The 14,242-nt window shown below is 70.8% G+C and carries 14 protein-coding genes; 12 read left to right on the top strand and 2 right to left on the bottom strand.

Annotation, left to right across the window (positions count from 1 at the left end; translation table 11 throughout):
* Positions 1-76: 76 nt before the first annotated feature.
* The 9 genes from ACYVL2_RS01595 to ACYVL2_RS01555 all read left to right on the top strand — a co-directional run bounded on the left by ACYVL2_RS01595 (position 77) and on the right by ACYVL2_RS01555 (position 9,759).
* Positions 77-778 (top strand): DUF4129 domain-containing protein, encoded by a 702-nt coding sequence (locus ACYVL2_RS01595; RefSeq protein WP_460539495.1) that lies wholly within the window; start codon positions 77-79, stop codon positions 776-778.
* Positions 775-1,287 carry a hypothetical protein gene (locus ACYVL2_RS01590; RefSeq protein ID WP_460539493.1) on the top strand — a complete coding sequence of 171 codons (513 nt, stop codon included), beginning with the start codon at positions 775-777 and terminating at the stop codon, positions 1,285-1,287. Before ACYVL2_RS01595 ends, ACYVL2_RS01590 begins: the two co-directional genes overlap by 4 nt.
* Entirely contained in the window at positions 1,242-2,294 is a 1,053-nt protein-coding gene (locus ACYVL2_RS01585; RefSeq protein ID WP_460539491.1) for an AAA family ATPase, read from the top strand. The genes ACYVL2_RS01590 and ACYVL2_RS01585 overlap by 46 nt, the downstream gene beginning before the upstream one ends.
* Positions 2,291-3,646 carry a DUF58 domain-containing protein gene (locus ACYVL2_RS01580; protein WP_460539489.1) on the top strand — a complete coding sequence of 452 codons (1,356 nt, stop codon included), beginning with the start codon at positions 2,291-2,293 and terminating at the stop codon, positions 3,644-3,646. The genes ACYVL2_RS01585 and ACYVL2_RS01580 overlap by 4 nt, the downstream gene beginning before the upstream one ends.
* Positions 3,643-4,266: a hypothetical protein gene (locus tag ACYVL2_RS01575; protein ID WP_460539487.1), complete on the top strand. Its 624-nt coding sequence runs from the start codon at positions 3,643-3,645 to the stop codon at positions 4,264-4,266. The genes ACYVL2_RS01580 and ACYVL2_RS01575 overlap by 4 nt, the downstream gene beginning before the upstream one ends.
* Before the next feature lie 14 nt (positions 4,267-4,280).
* The gene (locus ACYVL2_RS01570; protein WP_460539485.1) at positions 4,281-5,657 is read left to right on the top strand and encodes an NAD(P)/FAD-dependent oxidoreductase; all 1,377 of its coding nucleotides are present in this window, start codon (positions 4,281-4,283) and stop codon (positions 5,655-5,657) included.
* A 73-nt stretch (positions 5,658-5,730) separates the two neighbouring features.
* The gene (gene mtrA / locus ACYVL2_RS01565) at positions 5,731-6,420 is read left to right on the top strand and encodes an MtrAB system response regulator MtrA (RefSeq protein ID WP_026924637.1); all 690 of its coding nucleotides are present in this window, start codon (positions 5,731-5,733) and stop codon (positions 6,418-6,420) included.
* Complete coding sequence (mtrB, locus tag ACYVL2_RS01560; RefSeq protein ID WP_460539483.1) at positions 6,420-8,018, top strand: MtrAB system histidine kinase MtrB; 1,599 nt, start codon at positions 6,420-6,422, stop codon at positions 8,016-8,018. The genes mtrA and mtrB overlap by 1 nt, the downstream gene beginning before the upstream one ends.
* Complete coding sequence (locus ACYVL2_RS01555) at positions 8,005-9,759, top strand: LpqB family beta-propeller domain-containing protein (protein WP_460539481.1); 1,755 nt, start codon at positions 8,005-8,007, stop codon at positions 9,757-9,759. The genes mtrB and ACYVL2_RS01555 overlap by 14 nt, the downstream gene beginning before the upstream one ends.
* A 44-nt stretch (positions 9,760-9,803) precedes the next feature.
* Here the strand turns inward: ACYVL2_RS01555 and ACYVL2_RS01550 are convergent, their stop codons facing one another.
* Positions 9,804-10,031: a DUF3107 domain-containing protein gene (locus ACYVL2_RS01550; protein WP_460539479.1), complete on the bottom strand. Its 228-nt coding sequence runs from the start codon at positions 10,029-10,031 to the stop codon at positions 9,804-9,806.
* Between the two features lie 47 nt (positions 10,032-10,078).
* Positions 10,079-10,768: a TetR/AcrR family transcriptional regulator gene (locus ACYVL2_RS01545; protein ID WP_460539477.1), complete on the bottom strand. Its 690-nt coding sequence runs from the start codon at positions 10,766-10,768 to the stop codon at positions 10,079-10,081.
* A gap of 179 nt (positions 10,769-10,947) precedes the next feature.
* Here ACYVL2_RS01545 and ACYVL2_RS01540 point away from each other — a divergent pair, with 179 nt between their 5' ends.
* The 3 genes from ACYVL2_RS01540 to ACYVL2_RS01530 are packed head-to-tail and all read left to right on the top strand — an operon-like array spanning position 10,948 to position 14,242.
* Entirely contained in the window at positions 10,948-12,393 is a 1,446-nt protein-coding gene (locus tag ACYVL2_RS01540; RefSeq protein WP_460539475.1) for a hypothetical protein, read from the top strand.
* A 5-nt stretch (positions 12,394-12,398) separates the two neighbouring features.
* Positions 12,399-13,400 (top strand): alpha/beta fold hydrolase, encoded by a 1,002-nt coding sequence (locus tag ACYVL2_RS01535; RefSeq protein WP_460539473.1) that lies wholly within the window; start codon positions 12,399-12,401, stop codon positions 13,398-13,400.
* The gene (locus ACYVL2_RS01530) at positions 13,397-14,242 is read left to right on the top strand and encodes a DUF3152 domain-containing protein (protein WP_460539471.1); all 846 of its coding nucleotides are present in this window, start codon (positions 13,397-13,399) and stop codon (positions 14,240-14,242) included. The genes ACYVL2_RS01535 and ACYVL2_RS01530 overlap by 4 nt, the downstream gene beginning before the upstream one ends.

Below are 14,242 nucleotides of genomic sequence, written 5' to 3'. Positions count from 1 at the left end.
GTTTCCACATGCTGCAGGCTGTCGGTGAGGACGTGCCGCAAGCGCATTCTCCGGTCGGTCCCGAGCGGGGCGCGCGGTGACGCGGCGCCGCTGGGCGCCGGTCTTCCTGGTCGTCGCCGCCCTGGTCGTCGTCGGGCTCGCCGCCCAGGGAGCCGGCGTGCAATGGGGCGAACGCGAGTCCGGATGGCAGTTCGACGGCGGCGACCCCGAACCGCTGTTCTCCCAGGACCCCATCACCGAGACCTCCGAGGAACCCCAGCCCCTCCCGGAACCGACCGGTGATTCCTCACTGCCGGACTGGGTCACCTGGGTCGCCCTCGCCGTCCTCATCGGCGTTCCGGCCCTCTTGCTGCTGTTCTTCTTGGCCCGCCGCGTCCTGTGGTGGCTCGTCGACGCCCGGTCCGACCCCTCGCTCCGGCAGGAGGAAATCCAGCGCGTCCACCGCGACGTCGCCCTGGTCGAACAGGCCGTCGAGGCCGGCCTGACCGAGATCGACCTCGGAACCGATCCGCGCAGCGCGATCATCGCGTGCTGGGTCCACTTCGAAAGCGCCAGTGAAGCGGTCGGCATAACCCGGGATCCCTCCGACACCCCGTCCGACCTCGTACGCAAGCTGCTCGAACACCATGAACTCGAAGGATCGTCGCTGCTCCGCCTGTCGGAGGCCTATCTGCGGGCCCGCTACTCACCGCACGAGGTCGACGAGGCCGATCGCGACTCGGCACGCGACTCGCTGATCGACCTGCAACGGCAGCTCGGCGTGCGGGAGGGCCGATGAAGGCGTTCCTCACCCCGTTCGGCAAGCTCCGCCCCTGGACGGCCGTCGGCATCGTCGCCGCGGTCACGGCGTTCTGGGGCCTCGGCCGGCTCTCCGGAGTCGACCTCCTGCTCTGGCAGCTCCTCCTCGTCTCACTGGCCGCGCTCGCCGTCTCCGCGATCGTCTCGGCACTGCGGGCCGACACCGAGCCGCCGCCCCCGCTGACCACCCGCACCGTCAACGCCCCCACCTGGCGGCCGTTCGTCGACGTCAACCGCTGGGAGGACCGGCTGATCTTCGCCGAGACCAAACCCGGCCGGTTCGAGGAGAGCACCGCCAAGAAGGCCCTGGTCGAGCTCGTCGAAGAGCGCCTTCGCCTGCGCCACGGGATCTCACTGCACGGCGAGCCCGGACGGTGCCGCGAGCTGCTCGGCGAGAACACCTACGAGTTCCTGACCCGGCCGGTCGCCGACTGCCCGACCCAATGGCAGCTCGACGCACACCTACGAAACATCGAGGAGATCCAGTGACCGATCCCGACAACCCGCCGATCAGTCTCGACGAGGTCGCCGACCACTCCCAGGCCGTCCTGAAATCCGTTCAGTCGGTCATCGTCGGCAAGGAGGAGTCGCTCAAGCTCGTGCTGGCGGGCATCCTCGCCGGCGGGCACATCCTGCTCGAGGACCTGCCGGGCCTCGGCAAGACCCTCACCGCCCGCTGCTTCGCCCAGAGCCTCGGGCTCGACTTCCGGCGGCTCCAGTTCACGCCAGACCTGCTGCCGGCCGACGTCACCGGATCGTTCCTCTACAACCAGAAGACCGGCGAGTTCGTCTACCGCAAGGGCCCGGTCCACACCAACCTCCTGCTGGCCGACGAGATCAACCGGACGCCGCCGAAGACCCAGTCGGCGCTCCTGGAGGCCATGCAGGAGCGCCAGGTGTCCGTCGAAGGCGAGACCTACCGCCTCCCGCAGCCGTTCACGGTGCTGGCCACCTCCAACCCCGTCGAATTCGAAGGCACCTACCAGCTTCCCGAGGCCCAGCTCGACCGCTTCCTCCTCCGCGTCTCGTTCGGCTACCCCGACCAGGAACAGGAGTGGGAGGTGCTCCAGCGGCGCATCGGGCGTCGCCAAGAGGACGTCGAGCTGTCGCCGGTCATCGACGCCGACACGCTCGTGAAGATGCAGCGGGCCCTCGAACACGTCACCGTCGAGGACTCGGTCGGCCGCTACATGGTCGCCATCGTCGCCGCCTCCCGCAACCACTCGCAGCTCCAGGTCGGCGCGTCCCCGCGCGGCTCCCTCGCGCTGCTGCTGGCCTCCCGAGCGCTCGCCGTCCTCGCCGGCCGCGACTTCGTCACCCCCGACGACGTCAAAGGCGTCGCCTCCTCCGCGCTCGCGCACCGCATCACGCTGCGCCCGGAGCTGTGGATGCGCCGAATCGACCCGGCGACGGTCGTGGAGGACATCTGCCGCGCCGTCCAGGCCCCGCAGAGCGCCCAGGAGCCCAGCCACACCGGGATGTCCGCCGCGCAATGAGCATCGCCGTCGACCCCGTCCTGAACCTGCGCACGGACAACGCCCGCGTGCACCGGCGGGCCGCTCCCGAGCGTCCCGTCGAGTGGCGGCGCACCGCCTCGCTGACGCGCGCGCTCGCGGTCCCGGCGTTCTGCCTGCTGGCCGCCATCGCCCTCGGACGGGTCGACCTGGTCCTCATCGCGGCCCCCTTCGCCATCGGGACCGCGCTGCTGCTGCGCGACCGCCCGGTGGGGACGCCCCAAGCCGACATCGACGCGGGCGACCGGACCTGCGCCGAAGGCGGCACCGCCTCGGCGGTCCTCACCGTGGCGAACCCGGAGACGGCCGCGGTCACCACGCTCGTCACCGCCACCGCCGACCCGTGGATCGACCTCCACACCGGCCGCGGCGACTTCGTCGAGCAGATCGGGCCGAAGACCGCCCGCGAGCTGACCATCGCCGGGCGCGCCAGGCGCTGGGGCGGACACCAGCTCGGCCCCGTCCACCTCCAGTCGTTCGCCTGCCTCGGACTGCTGGAGACGACCGTGCAGACGATGCGCGGCGCACGAGTGTGGGTCCTGCCGGTCCCCGACTGGTTCGAATCGGCCGAGTCGCTGCCGTTCGCCGACGGCGTCGCCGGCGTCCACCGCTCCCGGCGCCTCGGCGACTCCGGCGAACTGGCCGAAGTCCGGCTCTACCAGCCCGGCGACCGCCTCCGCCGCATCGACTGGCGCACGTCGGCGCGGTCCCAGGAGCTGTACGTGAACGCGACGCTCTCCGAACGCGACACCGACGTCACCTTGATCCTCGACCTGCAACTGGAGGCCGGCGAGTCCGGAGGCGTCGAAGGCACCGCATCGGTCGCCGACCTCACCGTCAGGTCCGCGGGCGCGATCGCGGCCCACTACGCGATCCAGGGCGACCGGGTCGGCTGCATCGAGTTCGGCGCCAGAGGCCGCCGCATGCGCGCCGGCGCCGGACGGCGGCACAACGTCGCACTGCTGCGCTGGCTGGCGTCGGTCGACATCCCGCCCGACCCGCTGCCGCCGTCGGTCGACATGCTCCGCCGCCAGCTCGACAACCACCGCAGCCTCCACGTGGTCTTCACGCCGCTGCTCAACGAGCGGTCCATCGGCCTGGTCGCCGAGCTGGCCCGCGCCGGCCGGCCCGTGCTGTGCGTCGACACGCTCCCGGAGTACGTCAGCCCGCCCGGCCGCACGCACTGGACGCCCTACGCCGAGCGGCTCTGGCGGCTCGGCCGCGACAACACCGTCATGGAACTTCGCGAACTCGGCGTCGCCGTCAAACCATGGAAGGGCTCGGCCTCGCTCGACGCCGTCCTCGCGGAGATGACCAGGAGGCGATACCGGTGAGCGACACCCCCCGCGGGCTGCTGCGAGCGGTCACCGAAGGCGCCCGAGACCGCGCCGTCAACGGACGGCGGCGCCTCGGCACCTGGCTGCGCCGGATCGCCCCGGCCTCGGTGCTGCTCCGGCTCACCGTCGGCGTGGCGTTCTTCATCGCCGCCGAACTGGCCGTGCCGAGCGCCTGGGCCGCCTCCGCCCTCTACCTGTTCCTCGCCGGGACCGTGGCCCTCACCGCCGCGCTCTTGCCGGGAAGCCGCGCGCCCTTGATCGCCGCCGGCGTGACCGTGGGCGCCTGGCTCGTGTCCACGGCGCTCTACGACGGCCACGACCCGGCCTTGTGGTTGGCCGCGCCCATCGGCCTGCTCCTCTACACCGGGCACACCGCGGCCTCGATCGCGCAGCGTTTCCGAACGACCACCGCCGTGGACGGTGAGATCATCCTCACCTGGGCTCGTCATCTGGGAATAATCGCCGCCTCGACGGTGTCCTTCGCCGTGCTTCTGGCGCTGTTCACCTCCTATTTCGCGGCGATCCCGCCGACCGTCGCCGTCGGTGTCGGCGTGGTGGCTGCAGTCACCGTGATCTACGTCCTCGCCCGTTCCCTACACAAGCCCAGCCCACGGTAGTCAGAATTGAACGCGTGAAACGTATTGTCGTGATAGGTGCCGGTCACGTCGGTTTTTACGTTGCCGAACGCTTGAGCAAGAAGCTGCGAAGCGACATCAAGCGCGGTCTAGTGGAACTGATGGTCATCGACCCCAACCAGCACATGACCTACCAGCCGTTCCTGCCCGAGGCGGCTGCCGGGAACATCTCTCCGCGCCACGGCGTCGTGCCCCTGCGCCAAGCGCTCAAGCACTGCACGATCCTCACCGGCGGCGTCACGGAGATCCACCACGCCGAGCGCCGACTCGTCGTCCAGCCCATCGCCGGCCCCACGCGCGAGGTCGAATACGACGAGATCGTCATCGCCCCCGGCTCCGTCTCCCGGCCCCTGCCCATCCCCGGCCTGGCCGACGTCGCCATCGGCATCAAGTCCATGGGCGAGGCCATCTGGCTGCGCAACCACGTCCTGCAGCGCTTCGACGTCGCCGCGGCCACCTCCGACCCCGACATCCGCCGCGCCGCGCTCACCTTCGTGACCGTCGGCGGCGGCTTCGCCGGCGCCGAGACCCTCGGCGAGCTCGAGGACCTGACCGCCACGATCGTCAAGAACTACCCGGAGATCGACCCCGACGAGATCAAGTGGTACCTCGTCGAGTACGCCGACAAGATCCTGCCCGAGGTCGGCCCCCAGATGGGCGCGTACGCGGCCCGCCAGCTCACCAAGCGCGGCGTCGACGTCCGCCTCGGCACCACGCTCAAGTCCTGCGAAGGCGGCCACGTCGTCCTCACCGACGGCGAGGAGTTCGACTCCCACACCGTCATCTGGACCGCAGGGGTCATGCCGAACCCGCTGCTCAAGAAGTCCGACCTCCCGCTCGGCCCCAAGGGCCACCTCGAGTGCAACACCCGCCTCCAGGTCGCCACCGGCGTCGAGCCGGCCAGTCCGCAGATCGGCGACGTCGTCGAGGACGCGTGGGGCGCGGGCGACTCCGCCCAGGTCCCCGACACCTCCGACTTCCAGGCCCCGTACTGCACCCCCTCGGCCCAGCACGCCGTCCGCCAGGCCAAGATCCTCGCCGACAACGTCTACGCCAAGCACGTCGGCGCCGCGCTCAAGCCGTACGAGCACAAGTACATCGGCTCGGTCGCCGGCCTCGGCCTGTACAAGGGCGTCGCCAACACCTACGGCTTCAAGGCCAAGGGCCTGCTCGCCTGGCTCATGCACCGCGGCTACCACCTGTCGCGGGTCCCGGGCACCGGCCGCAAGGGCCGCATCCTCGCCGACTGGATCGTCGGCTTCTTCACCAAGCGCGAGATGGTCCAGCTCGGCGAGATCAGCCTCGGCCGCGAGCCGTTCGAGGCCATCGCCGCCGGAGCCGACCCGGTACGCGCGAGTAAGCCGAGCGACTAATCGATACAGTTGGAGCACCACGGGTGACCACCCGTGGTGCTCTCGGCTTTTGTGAGGTGGAAAACTGGTGTCCATGAGAGCACGTGTACTCGTCGTCGACGACGATCCGGCGCTGGCGGAGATGCTCGGCATCATCCTCCGGACCGAAGGATTCACCCCCACTTTCGTCACCGACGGTGAAAAGGCCCTCGCCGCGTTCAAGGAGCACCGGCCCGACATCGTCCTGCTCGACCTCATGCTGCCCGGCATGAGCGGCATCGACGTGGCCAAGGCCATCCGGGGCGAGTCCGGCGTGCCGATCGTGATGCTCACCGCCAAATCGGACACCGTGGACGTCGTGCTGGGCCTCGAATCCGGCGCCGACGACTACATAGTCAAACCCTTCAAGCCCAAAGAGCTCGTCGCCCGCATCCGCGCCCGCCTCCGCCGCGGCGACGACGTCACGCCCGAGCGCCTGGAGATCGGCAAGCCCGGCCTCCAGGTCCAGATCGACGTGCCCGCCCACCAGGTGACCCTCAACGGCGCCGAGGTGAAACTGACCCCGCTCGAGTTCGACCTGCTGGTGGCCCTCGCCCGCAAGCCCCGCCAGGTCTTCACCCGCCAGGTGCTCTTGGAGCAGGTCTGGGGCTACCGTCACTCGGCCGACACGCGCCTGGTCAACGTCCACGTCCAGCGCCTGCGCGCCAAGATCGAACCCGACCCCGAGCGTCCGCAGCTCATCCAGACCGTTCGCGGCGTCGGTTACAAAGCCGGATTGGGCTAGTGTCCAGGACCGTCTCCTGGCTGCGCGGCATCGGCGGGCGGTTGCGGAGCCGTGCCGCGCGCGCCGCGGTCCCGGTCGTCGACCGGTTCCGCGCCTCGCTCCAGCTCCGAGTCGTCGCCTCCACCCTCGTGGCCTCCACCGTCCTGGTGGTGACCTTCTCCTTCGTCGTCGCCGGTACCTTCACCTCCGGACTCCTGGCCGACCGCCAGGACACCGCCGTCGAGGAGACCGTCAACGCCGTCGAGCGCGCCGCCGAGGAACTGAACGCCTACAACTCGCCGGCCGACCCGGCACTGAGCCCGGTCATGCAGCGGGTCGTCAACGACCTGGCCGACGACCCGGTGTTCGCGCCGTTCATCATGATCCGCACCTCCGAGGGCGACATCGTCAAATCGAACCCGATCGGCCAGATCGCCACCCCGTCGGCCGAGCTGCGGGAGCTGGTGCTGAGCGGATCGGTCGCCAGCCAGTACGGCACCTACGACTTCGAAGGCTCCGAGGTGATGCCGTACCTGGTGGTCGGCGCGCCGGTGGACCTGACCGTCGACTTCGAGCTGTACGCGTTCTATCCGCTCTCCTCGCAGCAGGACGCCGTGGGGCTGCTGCGCACCAACCTCGTCCTCGCCGGCGTGGCGCTGGTGCTCCTGCTCGGCGTCATCGCCGCCCTGGTCACCCGCCTGGTCGTCACGCCCGTGCGCGAAGCCGCCCGCACCTCGCAGCGGCTGGCCGCCGGGCTCCTCCACGAGCGCATGGAGGTCCGCGGCTCCGACGACCTGGCCCGGCTCGCCGGCTCGTTCAACCTCATGGCCGAGAACCTCCAGAGCCAGATCAGGCGCCTCGAGGAGATGTCCATGATGCAGCGCCGCTTCACCTCCGACGTCTCGCACGAGCTGCGCACGCCCCTGGCGACCATGCGCATGGCCGCCGACCTGCTCTACTACACGCGCGACGATTTCGACGAGACGTCCAAGCGGTCCACCGAGCTGCTCCAAGCCGAGATCGACCGGTTCGAAGAGCTCCTGCAGGAACTGCTGGAGGTCTCCCGGTTCGACTCCGGCTTCGCCTCGCTCGAGGTCGACGCCGTCGACCTGTGCCCGCTGGTCGACGACGTCGTCGAATCGTTCTCCGGGCTGGCCGCCGACTGCGGCGTCACCATCTCGGTCGACAAGCCCGGCCACCGGGTCGTCGCCGAGATCGACTCCCGCCGGGTCCAGCGGATCCTGCGCAACCTCGTGGCCAACGCCGTCGAGCACGCCGAGGGCAAGCCCGTCGAAGTGACCGTCGCCGAGTCCGACACCGCCGTCGCCGTAGCCGTCCGCGACCACGGGGTGGGGCTCAAACCCGGCCACGCCGAACGCGTCTTCGACCGGTTCTGGCGCGCCGACCCCTCGCGCACCCGCAAGACCGGCGGCACCGGCCTGGGCCTGGCCATCAGCCTCGAGGACGCCAAGCTGCACTCCGGGACGCTGCAGGCCGCCGGCGAGCCGGGCCGCGGCACCCTCTTCGTCCTCACCCTGCCCCTGCAGTCCGGCAACCGGGTCATCACCTCGCCGATCCCGCTCAGCATCGATCAGGAGGCCGACGATGAGCAGCAGTAGAGCCCTGATCGGAGGCGTCGCGGCGCCGCTCCTGGCGGCGCTCGTCCTCTCCTCCTGCGGCATCCCCGACGAGTCCGCGCCCGAGGCCGCCACGCCGGCCCCGACCGACTTCGAGCCCGGCTCCGCGATCGAGGCCGAGGAGTTCGCTCCCAGCACCGACGCCGAGACGACCGTCCAGAACTTCCTCAAGGCGGCGACCGGCGACTCGACCGGTCTGGACGCGCGGCTCAACGAGTTCACCGAGACCGACCAGGAGTACTCCGACCGCAACGAGGGCATCGACCTGCTCGACGACGTCACCTACTCGCAGGTCGACGAGGGCGAGAGCGAGGACTTCAACACCGTCACCATCGAGGTCACCGGCTCGGTGACCGGCACTTACCAGCCCGACGGGCAGGTCCTGGTGCACTCGACGCCCCCCGAGTACGACGAGCAGTTCGTCCTCCACCGCGAACGGCCCGGTGAAGAGTGGCTCATGAACGAGGTCCCCACGCAGGTCACGCTGCTGGCCGACCAGTTCGAGGCCTCCTACGACCAGGCGCCGCTGTACTTCCGCGCCTCCGGCTACGACCTGCTCGTCCCCGACCTGCGGTGGATCTACGGCCGCCTGGACCAGGAGACCGAGCACGAGACGCGCCTCGACTGGGTCTTCAACGGACCGTCCGAGTGGGCGAAGGCCTCGGCGGCCTCGGCCATCCCGGCGGGCACCAGCGGACAGATCACCGAAGAGGACGACCTCATCGTCATCGACCTCACCCTGGGCGACTCCTCCGACGCCGGAAACAGGGCCGGCGGCGCGATCGCCGCCGAACTCGCCTGGAGCCTCGGCCTGACCGAGGAGTTCGAGCTGCGCGTCAACGGCGAACCGGTCGTCACCGGGTCGCTCCACGACTGGCGCGACTGGAACGCCATCCCGGCAGCCCAGACCGGCGAGGAGATCGGCTACTTCATCGCCGACGACACCGTCTGGCAGTTCGCCAACGAAGAGGTCACCGCCGCCTCCGCCCAGCATCCGTGGGTCGGATTCCAGGTGCCGGGCCTGCGGCAGGTGGCCGTGTCCCGCAACGCCCAGATCGCCGCGGTAGTCGCCGAGGAGACCGGAACCAGGCTCCGAGTGGGCCCCGACGAAGACCGGATGGAAACCGTCGAGGACCTCTCGGGCTCCCTGCGGGACCCGCAGTGGCTCGTCGACGGCACCGTGCTCATCCTCGACGGCGGGGTCCTCACCGCCGTCGACCCCGACGACGGATCCACGCAGGCGCTGACCGGGGAATCGGTCACCGCACTGGAGGTCGCTCCCGACGGGCACCGCCTGGCCTACGTCGAGGACGGCCGGGCCTGGGCGCTGCCGCTCAAGCACGACGCCGACGGCAACCTCCGCATCGGCGAGCGGCGGCGCATCGGCCCGGAGATCACCGGCGTGGCCGACGTGGCCTGGAGCTCGGAGAACTTCCTATGGGTCGCGGGGGAGCGGCGCGGCGAGGACCAACTGTTCCGGGTCGCGATCGACAACTCGCAGTTCGAGACCCAGGCGGGCACCTCGGTGTACCCGCGGATCGACGAGATCGCCGCCAGCCCGGCCGACCCGCAGGCGCCGGTGCGGAACCGCGGAGAGCCGGTCGTCGTGGTGATCGACTCCGAGCTCGTCCGCGTCCACACCACCAGCCTCCAGCCGATCGACGACGACGGCGACGGCCAGCCGGTGCGGGGCTCGTCCCCGTTCACCGTCCTCGACCGATGACAACGGCCCGGACCTGGGGTCCGGGCCGTTCACGAGACTGGTCCTCAAGAGTCGACGGTGAATCCAACCGGCCGCGGCGACTGGGCGGCGATCTCGACGTACGCGATCCTGTCGACCGGGACCATCACCTGACGGCCCTTGTCGTCCTCCAGGCGGAGGATGCCGCCTTCACTGACGGCCTTGTCGATGGTCGCAGCCACGTCCTTCGACGACAGCTTGCTCTCGAGCACCAGTTCACGCGGGGCGTGCTGGACACCGATCTTGACCTCCACGGGCCCTCCTCAAACAGAATCCTCTGACGTCTTCAGACGAGGCAAGGTTACTCGGGCGGCCCACTGCAGGACGTCAGCGCTTGTGCGCTGGGAGCGAACGCACCTAACGCCGACGAGCTCTCGTCTTCTCCCTCGCGCGGGAAGTGCGAGATGCCCCGCCAGGCGAGCGCGGCCATCAGCGACACGGCCTCGTCCTTGGGGACGACGCGGCCGGTGGCGATCCATTTGCGCGCGGCGACCTCGGCGGCACCCACCAGGCCGGTGGCCAGCAGTTCGGCGCGGGCCTTGTCGACCCGCGTGTCGGCCATGATGGTGTCGGCCAGGGCCGCGACGCACTCGGCCTCCATCCGCAGCACCCGTTCGGCCACGGCCGGGTCGTTGCGCTGGTCGGATTCGAAGACCAGCCGGAAGGCCTCGCCTTGGGCGTCGACGAAGTCGAAGTAGGCGCGCATGGCCTCGTTGACGCGCTCCTTGTTGTCCTCGGAGCGGTCCATGGCCTCGCGGATGCGGTCGACCAGTTCCGAGGCGCGCCCGTCGAGCAGCGCCAGGTACAGCTCGAGTTTCGAGGTGAAGTGCTGGTAGAGGACCGGCTTCGACACGCCTGCGCGTTCGGCGATGTCGTCCATCGAGGTGGCGTGGTAGCCGTGAGAGACGAACACCTCCTGGGCGGCTTGGAGCAGCTGTGCCCGGCGTTCGCTCCTGGGCAGTCGGACTCTGCCCTCTCCAGCGCTGTTCACCACGGCACCCCTCCTCGCGTCGTGTCGCCCATCCGTCAACGGCCGACTCTTGCGACCTGGGCGCAGTTTACGGAAAGCTGAGCTTGGCTTCTCAGCGTACGGGCTCGTCAAACGCGCCGACAGACCGCTCGTCGCACCAGGGTACCTTCGGGTCGGGAAGATGAAGGAGTTGCTAAGTCGTGTATGACCAGAACCGACCGGAGGAACCTCAGCGTCCGCCCGGAGACGAGAAGCCGGCACGTCGCCGCATAGGTCGTTCCTGGGGACCGAAGGAGGACACCGCCGAGGCCGAGGACGCCGGCCAAGTCGGGCAGACGCCGCAGGCCATGCAGGCGCCGGAACAGTACCGGTTCGACCCTGACCGCGGCAGGCGCCACCGCTACAGCGAGGAGCCGACCGGGCAGATGCCCGGCGTGCCGGTCGAGATAGCCGAGACCGGTCCGACTATGCCGGCCACCAGACGCCCTTCCCCGGGCGAGCAGTTCGAGCCGATGCCCCCCGCCCCGCAGCGCGCGCAAGGACCGCAGCAGGAGTCGCCGTTCGCCCCGCCGCCGGGAGCGAACCACGCGCCCAGCGCGCCGCCGGGCATGGGGAGCGGACCCGGCGCGAACAACGCGCAGAGCGGACCGCGGAACGCCGGCGGCACGCCCCCGGCCGCCGACCACGCGCCCAGCGCGCCGCAGCAGGAGGCGAGCCGGCAGCAGTACAGCGCCCCGCCGAGCCCGGTGCGCCACGCCAACCCGCAGCAGCATCAGACGCCCGTGCAACCGCCGCAAGGGGAGGTCGAACACGGGCCGCAGCCGGTGACCGAGGTGAGCCCGCCGGCCGTTCCGAGCCCGCAGCCGGCCGGCGACCCGACCCCCGCCGGCCTGCCGTCGCCGCCGGTGACCGAGCAGGGACCGCCGCGCACCCCGCCGGCGCCGCGTCAGCCGGTGCTCGAACCGACTCCGCCGGTCTCGGCCGACGACGAAGCGAACGACCCCGGCCAGCGCCAGCTCCTCGAACGGGTCCGCCAGGTCCCGGGCGTGCGCGACGCGTTCCACGTGACGGCTCCGGACGGCAGCCCGAGCCTGCGCCTCGAGCTCGAAGAAGGCGTCGACCCCGACGAGGTCCACGCCGCCGTGTCCGCCGTCGTCGCCGAGCAGCGCGCGATCGAGCCGGGCCCGCAGACCGTCGACGAGCCCGGTGAGGAACCGCAGGTCGAGCTCGAGCCTGCCGTGGCGGCCGAGGCCGAGCTTCCGGCCGTCGGCCACGTGCGGCTCCATCGCGTGGAGATCGACTCCTCAGGGCTCGACGCCGAAGTCGCCGTCACCGTCGCCGTGGGCGAGTCAGAGTCGTCGGGCTCGGTGACCGTGCCGCCGGTCGACTGGCACGTCCAGCACGCCGCCGCGGCTGCCACTGTGGAGGCGCTGCGTCCGTTCCTCGGCGCGTCCGACAGCCGGGTCGAGGTCGAGCACGCCTCGGTCGTCCCGACCGGACCGGTCAAGACGGCCGTGGTCGTGATCCTGTGGATGGACGGTACCGCCGTCCGCCGGCTCTCGGGGGCGGCCGTGGTCACCGCCGAGCGGTCACGCGCAGTCGTTTCGGCGACATTGTCCGCATTGGCGGCTGAAGTGGCACACTAGCTTTCATGAGACGGGCACGGCTGGTCGAGGCGAGCAGGGTTCGAGTCCCCACCCGACCTCACCCGCCGTGGCCCGGCATCGAACATCAGTTGAGCCGCCGCCGCCTGTTCATCCGGCACACCCCCGCGACGAGCTCGGAGGCCGAGCCGGGGGTGTGCGTCCACGGGCTCGGCGGCTCGGCCCAGAACTGGACCGACCTGGCCGACGCGCTCTCCGACCACGTCGCCGTCGACGCGATCGACCTGCCCGGCTTCGGGCACTCCGAGCCGATCCGGAGGGTCACCGTCCCCTCGCTGGCGCAGGACGTCGCGGCCTGGATCGTCGAGTCCGGGCGCGGTCCGGTCCACCTGGTGGGGCACTCCCTGGGCGGTGCGGTCTCGGTGTACCTGGCGGCCACCCGCCCGCACTTGATCAGGACCCTCACGCTCATCTCCCCGGCGATGCCGTTCGGGAACCCGCGCCGTTCCCACCAGGCCAAGTACGTCCCGATGCTCATGCTCCCGCACTTGGCCCGCCTCGCCGACCGGGCGCTGCGTTCGCGGACTCCGCAGCAGGTGGTCGACGAGATCATCCTCGGGACCTGGGCCGATCCGGAGCTCATCCATCCGCAGCGCCGCCGCGAGGCGATCGCCGAGGCGCGTCGGCGTCTGGCCGTCCCGTGGCACTCGAGCGCTTACGTCGCGACCTATCGGGGCCTGATGGCCTCGTTCCTGCAGTCCTTCGTTCCCGGCTCGCACTCGCTGTGGCGGCTGGCCCGCAAGATCGAGGTGCCGACGCTGATCGTCTGGGGCAAGCAGGACCGCGTCATCGACGTCCGCCAGGCCCCCGGGACGGGCGCGGCCATCCCGGACTCGCGGCTGCTCATCCTCAACCGGGTCGGGCACGTGGCGATGATGGAGCGGCCCGCGGCGGTGGCGCGAGCGATGGTCGCGATGATCGAAGAAACCCACGAATCCCACGGGCCCCAGGCGGAAAGGGCCCCATCTGTCCTAGACTCGCGGGTGTGACTGAGGGACGATTGGCTCGCCGCCGCCGATTCCGCAGGCGCCGCCGCATCGCGCTGGTGGCGGTCCTGATCCTCATGGCGGCGGCCGGCACCGGGCTCGCGTTGGCCGGCCGTTCCGGGGACGGCGCACCGCGGGCTCTGGAGACCGGACTGCCGACCAGTGGCCCGGTGGGAGCCACGGCGCTCACCGAAGACCTCGTTCCCGACGTGCCGACCGGCACTCCCGAGGCGCCGCCGCCGCTCTACTTCTCGGGGACCGGCACGTGGACCTACGCCGAAGCTCGTCCCGGCGAGCGCCTCGGCGCCTCGGGCACGCTGCTGCGGTACAACGTCGCGGTCGAGGACGGACTCCGGCTCGACCCGGAGGAGGTCAGCGACTTCGTGCACGACACGCTCGCCGACTCGCGGTCGTGGATCGCCGGCGGGGCCTGGCGTTTCGAGCAGGTCGGCAAGGGCGGCGCGGACTTCACGATCTACCTGGCCAGCCCGGAGCAGCGGTCGGTCCTGTGCGAGCACCCCAACACCACCGTGTCGTGCCGCAACGGCGACCGGGTGGTCATCAACTCGGCCCGGTGGATAGCGGGGGTCGACCACTGGGACGGCACGCTGGAGACCTATCGGCAGTACGTGGTCAACCACGAGGTGGGGCACCGGCTCGGCCACCCGCACGAGGTGTGCCCGGACGAGGGCGAGCTGTCGCCGGTGATGGCCCAGCAGACCTACAAGCTGGCCGGCTGCGTCGGCAACGCCTGGCCGTACCCGGACGGCGAGACCTACTTCGAGGGCCCGCCCGGTGAGTACGGCGGCCCGGAGCTGCCTCCCGACGAGTACGCCGACCACTGA

Source organism: Glycomyces halotolerans (genome assembly GCF_054779575.1).
Note: the sequence above shows the minus strand (reverse complement) of the source record. Positions and strands in the feature narration are given on the sequence as shown.

Coding starts and splice junctions, on each gene's coding strand:
- ACYVL2_RS01585 (WP_460539491.1), top strand. CDS start 1,242: ATGGCAGCTCGACGCACACCTACGAAACATCGAGGAGATCCAGTGACC.
- ACYVL2_RS01590 (WP_460539493.1), top strand. CDS start 775: ATGAAGGCGTTCCTCACCCCGTTCGGCAAGCTCCGCCCCTGGACGGCC.
- mtrA (WP_026924637.1), top strand. CDS start 5,731: ATGAGAGCACGTGTACTCGTCGTCGACGACGATCCGGCGCTGGCGGAG.
- ACYVL2_RS01580 (WP_460539489.1), top strand. CDS start 2,291: ATGAGCATCGCCGTCGACCCCGTCCTGAACCTGCGCACGGACAACGCC.
- ACYVL2_RS01555 (WP_460539481.1), top strand. CDS start 8,005: ATGAGCAGCAGTAGAGCCCTGATCGGAGGCGTCGCGGCGCCGCTCCTG.
- ACYVL2_RS01535 (WP_460539473.1), top strand. CDS start 12,399: ATGAGACGGGCACGGCTGGTCGAGGCGAGCAGGGTTCGAGTCCCCACC.